The 13986-nt window shown below is 64.6% G+C and carries 17 protein-coding genes; 16 read left to right on the top strand and 1 reads right to left on the bottom strand.

Features of this window, described 5'->3' with window-relative positions; genetic code table 11:
• The first annotated feature begins 78 nt into the window (after nucleotides 1-78).
• Nucleotides 79-420: a hypothetical protein gene (locus tag MUB52_RS15880; RefSeq protein WP_263845224.1), complete on the top strand. Its 342-nt coding sequence runs from the start codon at nucleotides 79-81 to the stop codon at nucleotides 418-420.
• Between the two features lie 142 nt (nucleotides 421-562).
• Here MUB52_RS15880 and MUB52_RS15875 read toward each other — a convergent pair whose 3' ends face one another.
• On the bottom strand, nucleotides 563-781 hold the full coding sequence (locus tag MUB52_RS15875; RefSeq protein WP_263845223.1) for a DUF1127 domain-containing protein: 219 nt from the start codon (nucleotides 779-781) through the stop codon (nucleotides 563-565).
• Nucleotides 782-1112: 331 nt separating this feature from the next.
• Between MUB52_RS15875 and ruvC the strand changes: the two genes are divergently transcribed.
• From ruvC to MUB52_RS15800, 15 genes are all read left to right on the top strand, one after another.
• A complete protein-coding gene (gene ruvC, locus MUB52_RS15870) occupies nucleotides 1113-1616 on the top strand; it encodes a crossover junction endodeoxyribonuclease RuvC (RefSeq protein ID WP_263845222.1) in 504 nt (167 codons plus the stop codon).
• Nucleotides 1613-2272: a Holliday junction branch migration protein RuvA gene (gene ruvA / locus MUB52_RS15865; protein WP_263845221.1), complete on the top strand. Its 660-nt coding sequence runs from the start codon at nucleotides 1613-1615 to the stop codon at nucleotides 2270-2272. Before ruvC ends, ruvA begins: the two co-directional genes overlap by 4 nt.
• Nucleotides 2273-2275: 3 nt before the next feature.
• A complete protein-coding gene (gene ruvB / locus MUB52_RS15860; protein WP_263845220.1) occupies nucleotides 2276-3295 on the top strand; it encodes a Holliday junction branch migration DNA helicase RuvB in 1020 nt (339 codons plus the stop codon).
• Between the two features lie 37 nt (nucleotides 3296-3332).
• The gene (locus tag MUB52_RS15855) at nucleotides 3333-3956 is read left to right on the top strand and encodes a hypothetical protein (protein ID WP_263845219.1); all 624 of its coding nucleotides are present in this window, start codon (nucleotides 3333-3335) and stop codon (nucleotides 3954-3956) included.
• Nucleotides 3953-4309 (top strand): hypothetical protein, encoded by a 357-nt coding sequence (locus tag MUB52_RS15850; RefSeq protein WP_263845218.1) that lies wholly within the window; start codon nucleotides 3953-3955, stop codon nucleotides 4307-4309. Before MUB52_RS15855 ends, MUB52_RS15850 begins: the two co-directional genes overlap by 4 nt.
• A complete protein-coding gene (ybgC, locus tag MUB52_RS15845; RefSeq protein ID WP_263845217.1) occupies nucleotides 4306-4707 on the top strand; it encodes a tol-pal system-associated acyl-CoA thioesterase in 402 nt (133 codons plus the stop codon). The genes MUB52_RS15850 and ybgC overlap by 4 nt, the downstream gene beginning before the upstream one ends.
• Nucleotides 4708-4808: 101 nt before the next feature.
• Complete coding sequence (tolQ, locus tag MUB52_RS15840) at nucleotides 4809-5504, top strand: protein TolQ (protein ID WP_263845216.1); 696 nt, start codon at nucleotides 4809-4811, stop codon at nucleotides 5502-5504.
• A gap of 3 nt (nucleotides 5505-5507) precedes the next feature.
• The gene (gene tolR, locus MUB52_RS15835; RefSeq protein WP_263845215.1) at nucleotides 5508-5984 is read left to right on the top strand and encodes a protein TolR; all 477 of its coding nucleotides are present in this window, start codon (nucleotides 5508-5510) and stop codon (nucleotides 5982-5984) included.
• A gap of 9 nt (nucleotides 5985-5993) precedes the next feature.
• Nucleotides 5994-7124: an energy transducer TonB gene (locus MUB52_RS15830; protein WP_263845214.1), complete on the top strand. Its 1131-nt coding sequence runs from the start codon at nucleotides 5994-5996 to the stop codon at nucleotides 7122-7124.
• A gap of 11 nt (nucleotides 7125-7135) precedes the next feature.
• Nucleotides 7136-8452, top strand: coding sequence for a Tol-Pal system beta propeller repeat protein TolB (gene tolB / locus MUB52_RS15825; protein ID WP_404818239.1), 1317 nt, complete (start codon nucleotides 7136-7138; stop codon nucleotides 8450-8452).
• Between the two features lie 84 nt (nucleotides 8453-8536).
• Nucleotides 8537-9052, top strand: coding sequence for a peptidoglycan-associated lipoprotein Pal (gene pal / locus MUB52_RS15820; protein WP_263845212.1), 516 nt, complete (start codon nucleotides 8537-8539; stop codon nucleotides 9050-9052).
• 4 nt (nucleotides 9053-9056) lie between these two features.
• Entirely contained in the window at nucleotides 9057-9887 is an 831-nt protein-coding gene (gene ybgF / locus MUB52_RS15815) for a tol-pal system protein YbgF (protein WP_263845211.1), read from the top strand.
• A 28-nt stretch (nucleotides 9888-9915) separates the two neighbouring features.
• A complete protein-coding gene (gene tilS / locus MUB52_RS15810) occupies nucleotides 9916-11139 on the top strand; it encodes a tRNA lysidine(34) synthetase TilS (protein WP_263845210.1) in 1224 nt (407 codons plus the stop codon).
• An 80-nt stretch (nucleotides 11140-11219) separates the two neighbouring features.
• Nucleotides 11220-13142 (top strand): ATP-dependent zinc metalloprotease FtsH, encoded by a 1923-nt coding sequence (ftsH, locus tag MUB52_RS15805; RefSeq protein ID WP_318527438.1) that lies wholly within the window; start codon nucleotides 11220-11222, stop codon nucleotides 13140-13142.
• 114 nt (nucleotides 13143-13256) lie between these two features.
• Nucleotides 13257-13853, top strand: coding sequence for an MOSC domain-containing protein (locus MUB52_RS15800; RefSeq protein WP_263845208.1), 597 nt, complete (start codon nucleotides 13257-13259; stop codon nucleotides 13851-13853).
• Nucleotides 13854-13986 lie beyond the last annotated feature (133 nt).

Genomic DNA, 13986 nt, shown 5'->3' with positions numbered 1-13986 from the left:
GCATTTGCCTTGAATTTTAGACGGATTCTCGACAGATTCTAACGGGTTCGGTGGGGGCCGGATCGTCAGGAGAGTGTGGTGACCGATTACGCTCAATTCGAAAAGCGCCGGGCAGCGCTGAGTGACAAGCACCGGAAGTTGGCGCGTGGGTACACCGCCAAGATTGGGGATGACGGGCTGATCACCGTGGAGCCGAGACGGTTCCGTCTGCCATTCCGGCCGCGGATCGTGGTGTTTGCGGTGGCGAGCATGTTCCTGTTCAAGTCGTTGATGATCGTATCGACGGGCCTCGGCACGTACGAAGGTCGGATCGACACCCTGCGTGCCGGGACCACGGTTGAGCAGGCGGCCGCTTGGATCATGCAGCCCGATCTGATCTCGGGCGGGTTGGCGGAGTTGATTGCCAGATCGCTACCCTGATGTGATGTGTGCGGATGGGGCCTGGCCCCATTCGAGTGTGTGACTGAATGTCCCGGGGGCGGGATATTCCTTGTAAAAAACCGCTTCTGCCGTGACGGTAGAAGCGGTTTTTCCTATGCGGTCCTGACGATCGCGGGCTGTCTCAGCGGATGATGTGGCTTTCCGCGACAGAGTCGATGTCGGCGCGGCTGAGACCGATGTCTTCGAGCTCGCGGTCGGTGAGTGCGGCCAGCGCATTGCGGGTCACGCGGGCGTCGTTCCAGGCGACGACGGCAGCGATGGTTGCGCTGATCATGCTGAAGATGCGGCTTGCAACGGATGCGGAGCCGTAGGTGGTGCGGGAAGTGTCAAAAGTCGCCATTGAAGCCGTCCTTTATCTGAGGGTGAACCGGTCATGCCGGTGTGTCGTGAGCCGCAGATATGAGCTGCCTGATTTTTGGGCAAGGTGTGAAAACGCATGGTCGATATGCACCGGGCGCATGGGTCGCCTCAGGGGTTAATGTAATGTAAATAAAAAGGAAAATATGCGACGAAAGGGTCGAAAACAGACATTGCGATGACGCATTTGACCCATGATTCCGGTGGTTGTGGCGGCATGGAGTGATCGGCGGGGGGAGTCACGAAGCGCTTTGCGGATGTTCGCCTTTCGTGCTAATGCAGACAAAACGATATAAATTGTTCGGGCAGGGTTCATGGCGCGCATCATCGGCATTGATCCGGGGTTGAGGACCCTCGGTTGGGGGGTGATCGACACCTCCGGCAGCCGACTCGCTCATGTGGCGAATGGTCTCTGCCGGTCCTCCGGGGTGGATCTGGCTGCACGGCTTTTGTCGTTGTACGAACAGCTGACCGCGGTGGTCGCGCAGTTTGCGCCGGAGCAGGCGGCGATTGAGCAGACATTCGTGAACAAGGACGGGGCCGGCACGCTAAAGCTTGGGCAGGCGCGAGGGATCGCGATGCTTGTGCCGGCACAGGCTGGCCTCAGCATCGGCGAGTATGCGCCGAACTCGGTGAAAAAGGCGGTTGTGGGCGTCGGGCATGCGGACAAAGCGCAGATCCTGCATATGGTGCGGCTGCAATTGCCCGGTGCGGCGATCGCGGGGCCGGATGCGGCAGATGCGCTGGCGATCGCCATCTGCCACGCGCATCACAGTGCCGGCGGGTTGAGCGCGGCCATTGAAAGGGCGCGCGTATGATCGGGAAGATCACCGGTCGCCTGGAGTATCGCGCCGCGGATCATGTGCTGATCGATGTGCGGGGCGTGGGCTATCTGGTCTATTGCTCGGAACGGACGCTGGCCGCGCTGCCGGGTCCCGGCGAGGGTGTGGCGCTGTTCACTGATCTGGTGGTGCGCGAGGATCTGATGCAGCTCTTCGGCTTTCCGACGCTGGTCGAGAAGGAATGGCATCGGCTGCTCACCTCCGTGCAAGGCGTGGGTGCGAAGGCCTCGCTGGCCATTCTGGGCACGCTGGGTGCCGATGGGGTGAGCCGGGCGATCGCGTTGGGAGACTGGACTGCGGTGAAGGCCGCCAAGGGTGTGGGGCCGAAGATTGCGCAACGGGTGGTTCTGGATCTCAAGGACAAGGCCCCGGGTGTGATGGCCATGGGTGGCACTGTTGCGGCAGCGACCGGAGCAGCTGGCGCGGAGGTCATCGAGACCCCCGCGCCAGCGGCCCCTGCTGCGCAGGCGCCCTCTTCGGCTCAGGCCGATGCGCTCTCAGCTCTGGGCAACCTCGGCTACAGCCCCGGCGATGCGGCGGGTGCCGTCGCGCAGGCTGTGAGCGAGGCGCCGGAGGCGGAGACACCCGCGCTGATCCGCGCGGCGTTGAAACTGTTGGCGCCAAAGGGCTAGGGCATGAGCGATATTGACCCCACCGTGCGGGCGGACCCGCTGCCCGAGGATCAGGACCGGGCGCTGCGTCCGCAGATGCTGGACGAGTTCGTGGGGCAGGCGGAGGCGCGGGCCAACCTGCGGGTGTTCATCCAATCGGCACGCCAACGCGGCGAGGCGATGGATCACACGTTGTTTCACGGGCCGCCGGGCCTTGGCAAGACGACTTTGGCGCAGATCATGGCGCGCGAGCTCGGTGTGGGGTTCCGCATGACCTCTGGCCCGGTGCTGGCCAAGGCGGGGGATCTGGCGGCGATCCTGACCAATCTGGAGCCGCGCGATGTGTTGTTTATTGATGAGATTCACCGCCTGAACCCGGCGGTGGAAGAGGTGCTTTACCCCGCACTTGAGGACTTCGAGCTGGATCTCGTGATCGGCGAAGGGCCGGCCGCGCGGACGGTTCGGATCGAATTGCAGCCCTTCACGCTGGTGGGTGCCACGACGCGGATGGGGCTTTTGACCACGCCGTTGCGGGACCGGTTCGGGATTCCGACGCGGTTGCAGTTCTACACCGAGGATGAGCTTTTCATCATCGTGGAGCGCAATGCGCGCAAACTGGGGGCTCCTGCGGATGAGGGCGGGGCGCGCGAGATTGCGCGGCGGGCCCGCGGCACGCCGCGGATCGCCGGGCGGCTCTTGCGCCGGGTCGTGGATTTCGCTGTCGTTGAGGGCGATGGGACGGTGACGCGCGATCTCGCCGATATGGCGCTGACGCGGCTCGGGGTGGACCACCTCGGCCTTGATGGGGCAGACCGGCGGTATCTGCTGCTGATGGCGGAGAACTATGGCGGCGGTCCGGTGGGCATCGAGACGTTGAGTGCGGCACTGTCCGAGAGCCGGGATGCGCTGGAGGAGGTGATTGAACCCTTCCTGCTGCAGCAGGGGCTCATTCAGCGCACACCGCGCGGGCGGATGCTGGCGCAGAAGGGCTGGGCACATTTGGGGCTGGATGCGCCCCGCAGCCAGACGGACCTGTTTGAGTGATGCGGTGGCGCATTTGAGTATTTTGGGACGGGTGAAGATGGACGCATCCGAGATCGAGGCTCTGTTCACGCGGGAGAGCGGGGAGTTCGTTTTTGCGCGCTGGGGGCGGCCCATTGCGCCGGTGGTCTTCGGCGTGAACGATGAGACGCTGGCCGTGGTGAAAGGCGCGCTGGAGGCGGTGATGGTGCTCTCTGGCCACAAGATGGCTGAGACGGACCCGGAACTGGGCAGCAACCTCATGGTGTTTTTCTTCCGCGACTGGGAGGAGTTGCCCGAGGTGCCGGGCCTGGATCGGCTGATCCTCGATTTGCGCCCCTTGGTGGCGCGGCTGAAAGCGGCAGAGGCGAACCAGTACCGGGTGTTTCATTTCGACGAGGGTGGCGCAATCAAGGCGTGCTTCGTCTTCCTGCGCATGGATGCGCACTTGAGCGCCGTGCCCGCCGAGACGCTGGCGCTGAGCCAGATCGTGCAGTCGGTGCTGTTGTGGTCCGATACGGCGTTTCGCGAGCGCTCGCCCCTGGCGGTGGCGGGCGACAAGACGATTTTGCGGCCCGAGATTTCAGCGCTCGTCCGCGCGGCCTATGACCCGGTGATGCCGCCTGCCGCGCAGGATGCGAGCCATGCGCTGCGGTTGGCGGCACGCGTGGGGCAGATGCAATGAGCCCGGAGTTCTTTGGCGATATGGCTCCGGATACCTCGACCTACCAGGCCTTCAAACTCTGGCTTGGGACCATCCTGCCGGTGAACCGCAACCTCTTGCATGTTGTGCTGGGTGGCCTGCTTTTGATTGCGGCTTTGCTGGTTCCGCCGCGCAGCCATGCACCCAGCCGTGCCCTTGGTGCCGCGGTGCTGCTGGGGATCGGGATGGAGGCGCTGGATCGGCGCGACGATCTTGCGGATCTTGGCGCGTGGCGGGTTGGAGAAAGCCTGAAGGACGTTGCGCGCACGATTGCGGTGCCGCTTTTCGCTTTGGTGCTGGTGCGCGTCCGGCGCGCGCGGAGCAGGGTCACATGAGCGCGCATCGGTTTCGGGTCCGGGTCTATTACGAAGACACCGATATGGCGGGCATCGTCTACTACGCGAATTACCTGCGCTACATCGAGCGGGCGCGCAGCGACTGGGTGCGTGAGATTGGCATTGATCAGCTCGCGATGAAAGCCGAGGGCGTTGTTTTTGCCGTGCGCCGGGTGGAGGCGGATTATCTGCAGCCCGCGCGGTTTGACGATGAGCTGGAGGTGGAAACGACGCTCAGCAAGCTCACACCCGCGCGCATGATCATGGCGCAGATCGTCCGGCGCACAGACGACGTGCTGTTCCGGGCGGAGGTCACCATTGCCTGCATTGGGCCGGGCGGAAAGCCTGCGCGGCTTCCAGCAGAACTCCGCTTACTGCCACTCACCCCCACCTCATGACAGCATAGTGATAGCAATCCGCATTGTTCTTCGATAGAATCGCGTGAAATTGAGGTCGGCCAAACGACCCGATGAGCGGTGAATAGTAAAGAGCAGGCATCATGGAAGCAGAAACGCTGGCGCTGGCGCATGAGATTGATTTCTCATTCTGGGGGCTCTTCATGCGCGCCACCCTCATTGTCAAAATCGTGATGATCATGCTGATCGTGGCCTCCTTTTGGTCGTGGTCGATCATCGTGATGAAGCTGATGGTCTATCGGCGCGCGCGGGCGGAGGCGGAGGCCTTTGACCGCGAATTCTGGTCAGGCGAACCTCTGGATGGGCTCTTTGAGACCATTGGCCCCGCGCCCTCCGGCAGTTCGGAGAAGATCTTTGCCGCCGGGATGACCGAATGGCGGCGCTCGCACCGGGATGATGGTGGGCTGATCGCGGGGGCGACCTCGCGCATCGATCGGTCGATGGACGTGGCGATCAACAAGGAAGCGGATTATCTGCGCGGCGGGCTGACCGTGTTGGCGACGGTCGGCTCCTCGACGCCGTTCATCGGACTTTTTGGCACGGTGATCGGGATCATGAACGCCTTCATCGAGATTGCCGAGCAGCAGAACACCAATCTCGCCGTCGTGGCGCCGGGGATCGCCGAGGCGCTTCTGGCCACGGGGCTGGGGCTTTTGGCCGCGATCCCGGCGGTGATCTTCTACAACAAGCTGAGTGCGGATTGTGATAAGATCCTGTCAGGCTACGAGGCGTTTGCGGATGAATTCGCGACAATCCTCAGCCGCCAGCTGGACGGGTAGGCCATGGGCGCGGGTATCATTCCAAGTCAGGGCGAAGGGACGCGGCGCCGCAGGCGGGGGCGGGCCAAGGCGCAGCCCATGTCCGAGATCAATGTCACGCCTTTCGTGGACGTGATGCTGGTGCTGCTCATCATCTTCATGGTGGCGGCCCCTTTGCTGACCGTCGGCGTGCCGGTGGAGCTGCCGCGGACCGCTGCGGGCGCGCTGCCCACCGATCAGGAAGAGCCGCTGACCATCACCATCACCGCCGAAGGCGCGGTGCAGATCCAGACGACCGATACGCCACGTGCCGAGCTGGTGCCGAAACTCCGGGCCATTGCCGCTGAACGCACCACCGATCAGATCTTCCTGCGCGCCGACGGTGCTGTGCCATATGCGCAGGTGATGGAGGTCATGGGCGCGCTCAATGCAGGTGGGTTTGCCAACATCGGGCTGGTCACGGATATCGGTGGGCCGACACTGGACGGGCAGGACCAGTAGGGCGCGGCGGTGCACATTGGCCACTATATCTCAGGGGCGGGGCATACGGCTCTGATCGGCCTTCTGATCTTTGGCGATGTCTTCGCTGCCGAACCGCTGCCAATTGAAGCCACGCCCGTTTCCGTGATCACCGGGGCCGAGTATGCGGCCCTGATCGCGCGGCAGCAGCCGCCGCAGTCGGCGACAGAGGTCGCACAGCCCTCGAGCCCCGAGATCACACCCGACGCACCGGATATCGCGACCGCAGAAGATACGGTGAACGATCAATCCGTGCCAGCGCCAGCCGAAACCCCGAGTGCCGATGACGCGCCCGATGTCTCTCAGATCCAACCGCTGCCGCGGGCCGATGTGAGCGATGAGGCGCCGGTCCTGCCGGAGCCACCTGCGGATGTGGCAGTGCTGGTGCCCGAGATCGGCGACAGGCCGGTTCCTGAAGCGGCGGAGCGGGTGGCGCCCGAGGCTGTTGCGCGGCCCGACCCAGAGGCGCTGCCCGACCCGGTGGAGCAGGATGCCGTGGCGCCCGACGAGGCCGGAGAGACCCCGCAGGATCCCGCGGAGGCCACCGCGCCGGAAGCGGCGGCCACTGAAATCGTCACCGAAGCCGAACGCCCGAGCGCACTGCCCACCACCTCGATCCGGCCGCCGGCACGCCGACCCGATGCGCCCGTTGAGACGGCGCAACCGGCCGAAGAGGCGCCGACACCCCCGGCGGCAGAGACGCCGGAGCCTGCAGAGGACGACCCGGTCGCCGCAGCCCTTGCCGAGGCGCTCAGCGAAGAGACCACACCCTCCAGCGCCCCCAGCACACCGCAAGGCCCGCCCCTTACGGCAGGCGAGAAGGACGCGCTGCGCGTCGCGGTGCAGTCCTGCTGGAACGTAGGCTCGCTTTCGACAGATGCGCTGAACACCACCGTGGTTGTCAGCGTAGCCATGAGCCAGGACGGCAAGCCGGTCACCTCCTCGATTCGCATGACGTCGAGCTCGGGCGGGTCCGAGCAGGCTGCCCGGCAGGCCTTTGAGGCGGCGCGCCGCGCAATCATCCGCTGTGGTGCCCGGGGTTTCGATTTGCCCGTGGAAAAATATAGTCAGTGGCAGGATATTGAGATGACGTTCAATCCCGAAAGGATGCGTATCAAATGAGATTTCTGGGAATGGTATTGAGTGCAGCGATGGCCCTTTGTGCCGCCTGGACGCCCGCCGCACAGGCGCAGAGCGAGGGGCCGCTGCGGATCGAGATCACCGAAGGCGTGATCGAGCCCTTGCCCTTCGCCTTGCCGGTCTTCGAAGCGGAGACGGGTGATGCAGGCAGTCTCGCCGCGCAGATTTCCCAGGTGGTGTCCGCCGATTTGTCGGGCACCGGGCTGTTTCGCGAGATCCCCGCCGATGCCTTCATCAGCCAGATCACCAGCTTCGCAGCGCCGGTTCAATACGCGGACTGGAAGGCGATCAATGCGCAGGCGCTGATCACCGGGGCGGTCTCGGTTCAGGGCAACCAGCTGGCCGTGAAGTTCCGCCTCTATGACGTGTTCTCCGGTGCGGAAATGGGGGACGGGCTGCAATTCACCGGCACGACCGAGGGCTGGCGGCGGATGGCGCATAAGGTGGCCGATGCGGTCTACAGCCGGATCACTGGCGAGGGCGGCTACTTCGACAGCCGTGTGGTCTACGTCTCGGAAACGGGCGGCAAGGACGCGCGGCAGAAGCGGCTGGCGATCATGGATTACGACGGCGCCAACGTGCAGTACCTGACCGACAGCAGCGCGATCGTGCTGGCGCCGCGGTTTTCGCCCGATGGCAGCCGCGTGCTCTACACCAGCTACGAGACCGGGTTCCCGCGCATCTATGTGCTCGACGTGGGTTCTGTCGAACGCCGCGTACTCGAAAGCCAGGAGGGCACCATGAGCTTTGCGCCGCGCTTCGCACCTGACGGGCAGACCATTGTCTTCTCGCTTAGCCAGGGCGGCAATACTGACATCTGGGCGATGAATATCGCAGGCGGCGGCGCCGCGCGGTTGACCTCGGCGCCGTCAATTGAAACCGCGCCCAGTTTCTCGCCCGATGGTCGCCAAATCGTATTCGAAAGCGACCGCTCAGGCTCGCAGCAGCTCTACATCATGCCTGCGGGCGGTGGCGAGGCACAGCGCATCTCCTTCGGCCCAGGGCGCTACGGCACGCCCGTCTGGTCGCCTCGAGGGGACCTGATTGCCTTCACCAAGCAGAACGCCGGACGCTTTCACATTGGCGTGATGCGCACCGACGGATCTGAAGAACGCCTGCTCACGGCCTCCTTCCTGGACGAGGGGCCGACCTGGGCGCCCAACGGGCGGGTGATCATGTTCACCCGTGAAACCCAAGGCGAAGGCGGCCGGTCCTCGCTCTATTCCGTCGATATCTCGGGCCGCAACCTGCGCCCGGTGCGCACCCCGGAGGGGGGCTCCGATCCGTCGTGGTCGCCGCTTTTGAAATGAGGCTGTCGAAACCGTTTCCAAGGGGGGCTTGCATATGCTAAAACCCCAACAAAATAACAATACGAACGACATGAGGCAGAGAGCATGACACGCAAGGCAAAAATCATTCTTCTGGTTGCGGGGCTCGCACTCGCGGCCTGTACCAATCCCGACCGGTTCGGGGCAGACGGGACAGCGGGCGGCGCGGGCGGACCCGGTGGCGCAATCGTTCCCGGCAGCCCCAGCGATCCGAACTCGCCGGCCTATTTCAATCAGACCATCGGCGACCGCGTGCTCTTTGCCGTGGATCAGTCGACCATAACCGACGAAGGCCGCGCCGTTCTCGACGGGCAGGCGAACTGGCTGCTCAGCAATACCGATTTCACGGCCATCATCGAAGGGCACGCGGACGAGCAGGGCACGCGGGAGTATAACGTGGCGCTGGGCGCGCGTCGGGCCAATGCGGTGCGCGAGTATCTCGTCTCGAAAGGCGTTGCCGGCAACCGGCTCAGCACGGTCAGCTACGGCAAGGAACGCCCCATCGAGATCTGTTCCAACGAATCCTGCTATGCCAAGAACCGGCGCGCGGTCACGGTATTGGCGGCGGGCTTGACGGGGTAGTCCCATGCGTATCTTCGCAGCATTTCTCTCCGCTTTGATCCTGCTGCCCTTGAGCGCTCAGGCGCAGGACGACCAGACCCTGGCGGATATCCGGCAGGAGATGACGGTGCTCTACGTGGAAATCCAGAAACTGCGGCGCGAGCTGTCGACCACGGGTGCTGCCACGGTGAACACCGGCGGCGCGACGGTGCTTGACCGGATGAGCGCGATCGAGGCGGAGATGCAACGCCTGACCTCGAAGACGGAAGAGCTTGAGTTCCGCATCAACAGCATTGTCCAGGACGGCACAAACCGCCTGGGCGATCTGGAGTTCCGTCTGGTCGAGCTGGAGGGCGGCGACGTCGCGGCCCTTGGCGAGACGACGACGCTGGGCGGCGATCTTCCGGCACCGGTGACACCAACCCCCGGCACCGGGACAGCGCCTGCGGCCCCGCAAGGCGGCATTCAGCTCGCGGTTGGCGAGGAAGAGGATTTCAAGCGCGCACAGACCGCGCTCTCCGAAGGGGACTATCAGCGCGCCGCCGACCTCTTCGCCACTTTCACGCAGACCTATCCCGGCGGGCCGCTTGCCGCCGGTGCTGATCTGGGGCGCGGCGAAGCGCTGGAGGAGCTCGGTGACACCCGCGAGGCCGCGCGCGCCTATCTCGACAGCTTCAGCGTCGATCCGACCGGTCCGGTCGCGCCACAATCGTTGTTCCGGCTCGGGCGCTCTCTTGGTGGGCTCGGCCAGACGCAGGAGGCCTGCGTGACGCTCGGCGAGGTTGGGCTACGCTTCCCTCAGGATCCGGCTGCAGAGCAGGCGCGCGGCGAGATGCAACGCCTGGGCTGTGCGTGATCTCGTGCCACGGGACTTGGGCAGTGAGGTGGCGCAACACCTCCTGCCGCATCCGCCGGCAGCCTTGGGGGTGGCCGTCTCGGGCGGTGGCGACTCCGTCGCGCTGCTGCATCTTCTGAACGATGTCGCGCAGATGCACGGCATCCTGCTGCATGCCATCACCGTCGACCATGGGCTGCGACCCGAAGCCAAGCACGAAGCCGATACCGTGAGCGCGCTTTGCCAGACGATGCGGGTTCCGCACACCATCGTGCGGTGGAGCGGCTGGGACCGCCAGGGCAATCTCCAGAAAGAAGCGCGGGACGCACGCTATCGGCTGATCGCAGACTGGGCCAGGGATCACGACATCTCGACGGTGGCGCTTGGCCATACGCTGGACGATCAGGCGGAAACCGTGCTGATGCGGCTGGCGCGGGGCGCGGGTGTCGACGGTCTGTCGGCGATGGCGCCACGACGGCTGGCAAACGGTGTCACCTGGATCCGGCCGCTCCTTGACTTCACCCGAGCCGAGCTCCGCGAGGATCTGCGCGGCCGCGGCGCTACTTGGATCGAGGACCCCAGCAATCAGGACACGCGGTTCGACCGTATCCGCGCCCGCGAAGCGCTGGAGGCTTTGGGGCCGCTGGGCCTGGATGCGCGCGCGCTCGGTCAGGTGGCGTTCAATATGGCGCGGGCGCGGGATGCGCTGAATTGGCAGGCCTTCCTCGAAGCCCGCCGGATCGCTCGGGTGGACGCCGGTGCGGTCCGGATCGACTGGCGCAGCTACCGCACGCTGCCGGACGAAACGGCCCGGCGCATTCTTCTCAGCGCCATCGGATGGATCAGCGGCTCGGGCTACGCGCCCCGCCGCCGTCCGGTCCTGGGGCTGATCGAGGCGCTGAAACAGGGCACTGGCGGCACGGTCGACGGTTGCCAGGCCTGGCGTGACCGCGACACGCTCTGGGTCTTCCGCGAGTATCAGCCGGTCCGCGCTCTGAAGTGCCGCGTTGACGCGCGCTGGGACGACCGGTGGGTGCTGAAGGGCGGTCTGCCGGACGAGCAGTTGCACCTCGGGGCGCTTGGCGATGCGGGTTTGGCGCAACTTCGGGACTGGCGCACGGCAGGGCTGCCACGTGATGTCTTGCGGGTCACACCGGCGGTCTGGCGCGATCAGGAACTTGTCGCAGCGCCCATGGCAGGGCACCGAAACGGCTGGCACGCGAGCATCGACGGCGGGGAAGAGGCCTTCTTTGCCGCACTTTTATCGCATTGAACATGTGAGCGCAGTGTCTATCTTAGCGGTGTAGTGGTACGATGACACGTCGTTCCGCGCGCAAATTTAGGAGAAAATCGTTGGGTAATGCACGCAACATCGCCTTCTGGGTCGTTCTGTTTCTTTTGATCCTGGCCCTGTTCAACCTGTTCAGTGGCCCCGGCAGCACGCTGCAGAGCCGCGAGGTCAGCTACTCCGAGTTCGTCAACGCGGTCGAATCCGGCGATGTCAGCAACGTGACGCTCGACGGCGAGCAGGTGCGCTTCCGTCAGGCTGATGGCGTGGACTATGTGGCGATCAAGCCGGAAGACGCTGAAATCACACAGCTTCTCATCGAGAACGACATTGCCGTGCGAGCCGAGCAGCAACAGCAGTCGGGCTTCCAGACTTTCCTGATGTCGCTGCTGCCGTTCCTGCTGCTGATCGGCGTCTGGGTCTACTTCATGAACCGGATGCAGGGTGGCGGGAAAGGCGGTGCCATGGGCTTCGGCAAGTCCAAGGCCAAGATGCTGACCGAGAAGCACGGCCGCGTGACCTTCGACGATGTTGCGGGAATCGATGAGGCCAAGGAAGAGCTCGAAGAGATCGTCGAATTCCTGCGCAACCCGCAAAAATTCTCGCGTCTGGGCGGGAAAATTCCGAAAGGTGCGTTGCTCGAAGGCCCTCCGGGCACCGGTAAGACGCTGCTGGCCCGCGCGATTGCGGGCGAAGCAGGCGTGCCCTTCTTCACAATCTCGGGATCGGACTTCGTGGAAATGTTCGTCGGCGTCGGCGCGTCCCGCGTGCGCGACATGTTCGAACAGGCCAAGAAGAACGCGCCCTGCATCGTTTTCATTGACGAGATCGACGCCGTGGGCCGGCACAGGGGTGCGGGCTATGGCGGCGGCAATGACGAACGCGAACAGACGCTCAACCAGTTGCTGGTCGAGATGGACGGGTTCGAGGCCAATGAAGGCGTGATCATCATCGCGGCCACCAACCGCAAGGATGTGCTGGACCCCGCGCTGTTGCGCCCGGGCCGGTTCGACCGCCAGGTCACCGTGGGCAACCCGGACATCAAGGGCCGCGAGAAAATCCTCGGCGTGCATGCCCGCAAGACCCCGCTGGGTCCGGACGTGGACCTGCGCATCATTGCGCGGGGCACGCCTGGCTTCTCGGGGGCTGACCTGGCGAACCTCGTGAACGAGGCCGCGCTTGGGGCGGCCCGCGTGGGGCGTCGGTTCGTGACGATGATCGACTTCGAGAATGCGAAGGACAAGATCATGATGGGGGCCGAGCGCCGCTCCATGGTCATGACCCCGGAGCAGAAGGAAATGACCGCCTATCACGAAGCGGGCCACGCGCTCGTGGGCATCAAGCTTCCGAAATGCGACCCGGTTTACAAGGCGACAATCATTCCGCGCGGCGGTGCGCTCGGCATGGTGATGAGCCTGCCGGAGATGGACCGCCTGAACATGTTCAAGGACGAATGCCACCAGCGTCTGGCCATGACCATGGCGGGCAAGGCGGCGGAGATCCACAAGTATGGCCCCGATGCGGTGTCGAACGGCCCGGCGGGCGACATCATGCAGGCCTCGGCGCTCGCGCGCGCGATGGTTCTGCGCTGGGGTATGTCGGACAAGGTCGGCAACATCGACTATTCCGAAGCAGCCGAAGGCTACCAGGGCAACACCGCAGGCTTCTCCGTCTCGGCCAACACCAAGGAGTTGATCGAGGAAGAGGTGCAGCGCTTTATCCAGGACGGCTATGACTGGGCGCTGAAGATCGTCAAGGAGAACGAGACGGAGTTCGAACGCCTCGCACAAGGCCTGCTCGAATATGAAACGCTGACCGGCGACGAGATCAAGCGCGTCATGAACGGCGAGCCTCCCGTGCCGCCAGCGGGCGAGGACGACAAGCCCGACAGCGGCTCGGCGCCCAGCGTGATCGGCATTCCGAAAGCCAAGGCGAAGGCCAAGAAGGCCCCGCCCTCCGACGGCGGGATGGAGCCGGAGCCCACCTGATCACGATCCGCAATCGCGGCATCACGAAAAACCATGGGCCCCGCAAAGCGCGGGGCCTTTTCTTTTGGCGGAGGCTTTGATCAGACTGCGGAGGTTACTCATGGAGGTCCGATCATGCCTGCTCTTCTGCCCACGCGGTTCACCGGTACCATCACCTGGCTGGGGCGGGTGATCGACAGCGAGCACACGCTGCGCGCCGAACCGCTTGAGACGGCGGAGCTGACCTTCACCGGGATCGAAGGCGAGTGCCACGGCGGGCTGACGCGCCCCGCCTGCGTGCGGGTCAAGGCGCAGTACCCGAAGGGCACCGAAATCCGCAATGTGCGTCAGCTCTCGGTGCTCTCCGCAGAAGAGCTCGGTGCGATCGCCGCTGAAATGGGGTTGGAGGAGATTGATCCTGTTTGGGTGGGGGCGTCGATGGTGATCGACGGTATACCGGATTTCACCCATGTCCCGCCATCCTCACGGCTACAGATGCCCAGCGGGGCGAGCCTCACCGTGGATATGGAAAACCGTCCCTGCGTGCTGCCGGGTAGCGAGATCGAGAAAGATCGGCCAGGCTTTGGCGCGCGGTTCAAGCCCGCGGCCAAGAACCGGCGCGGGGTGACGGCCTGGGTCGAGCGCGAGGGTCCGGTGGCCGTGGGCGATGCGGTCACGCTGCATATTCCGGACCAGCCCGTCTGGGCCTATCTTGCGGACGCCCGAACGTAACAATCGTTTCCGAAACGAAACGATTGCGGCGCTTCCCGCCGCTGACGGTGACGGAAAGGTCGGAATCACCCTTCTGCGCGCCGATGCGCGCTCGTATTGAAGACGCAGCAACATCGCCGCGCGCGGCGTATCA

Source organism: Roseobacter sinensis, from assembly GCF_025755255.1.
Taxonomy (GTDB): domain Bacteria; phylum Pseudomonadota; class Alphaproteobacteria; order Rhodobacterales; family Rhodobacteraceae; genus Roseobacter; species Roseobacter sinensis.
This window is presented reverse-complemented; position numbering and strand designations above follow the sequence as displayed.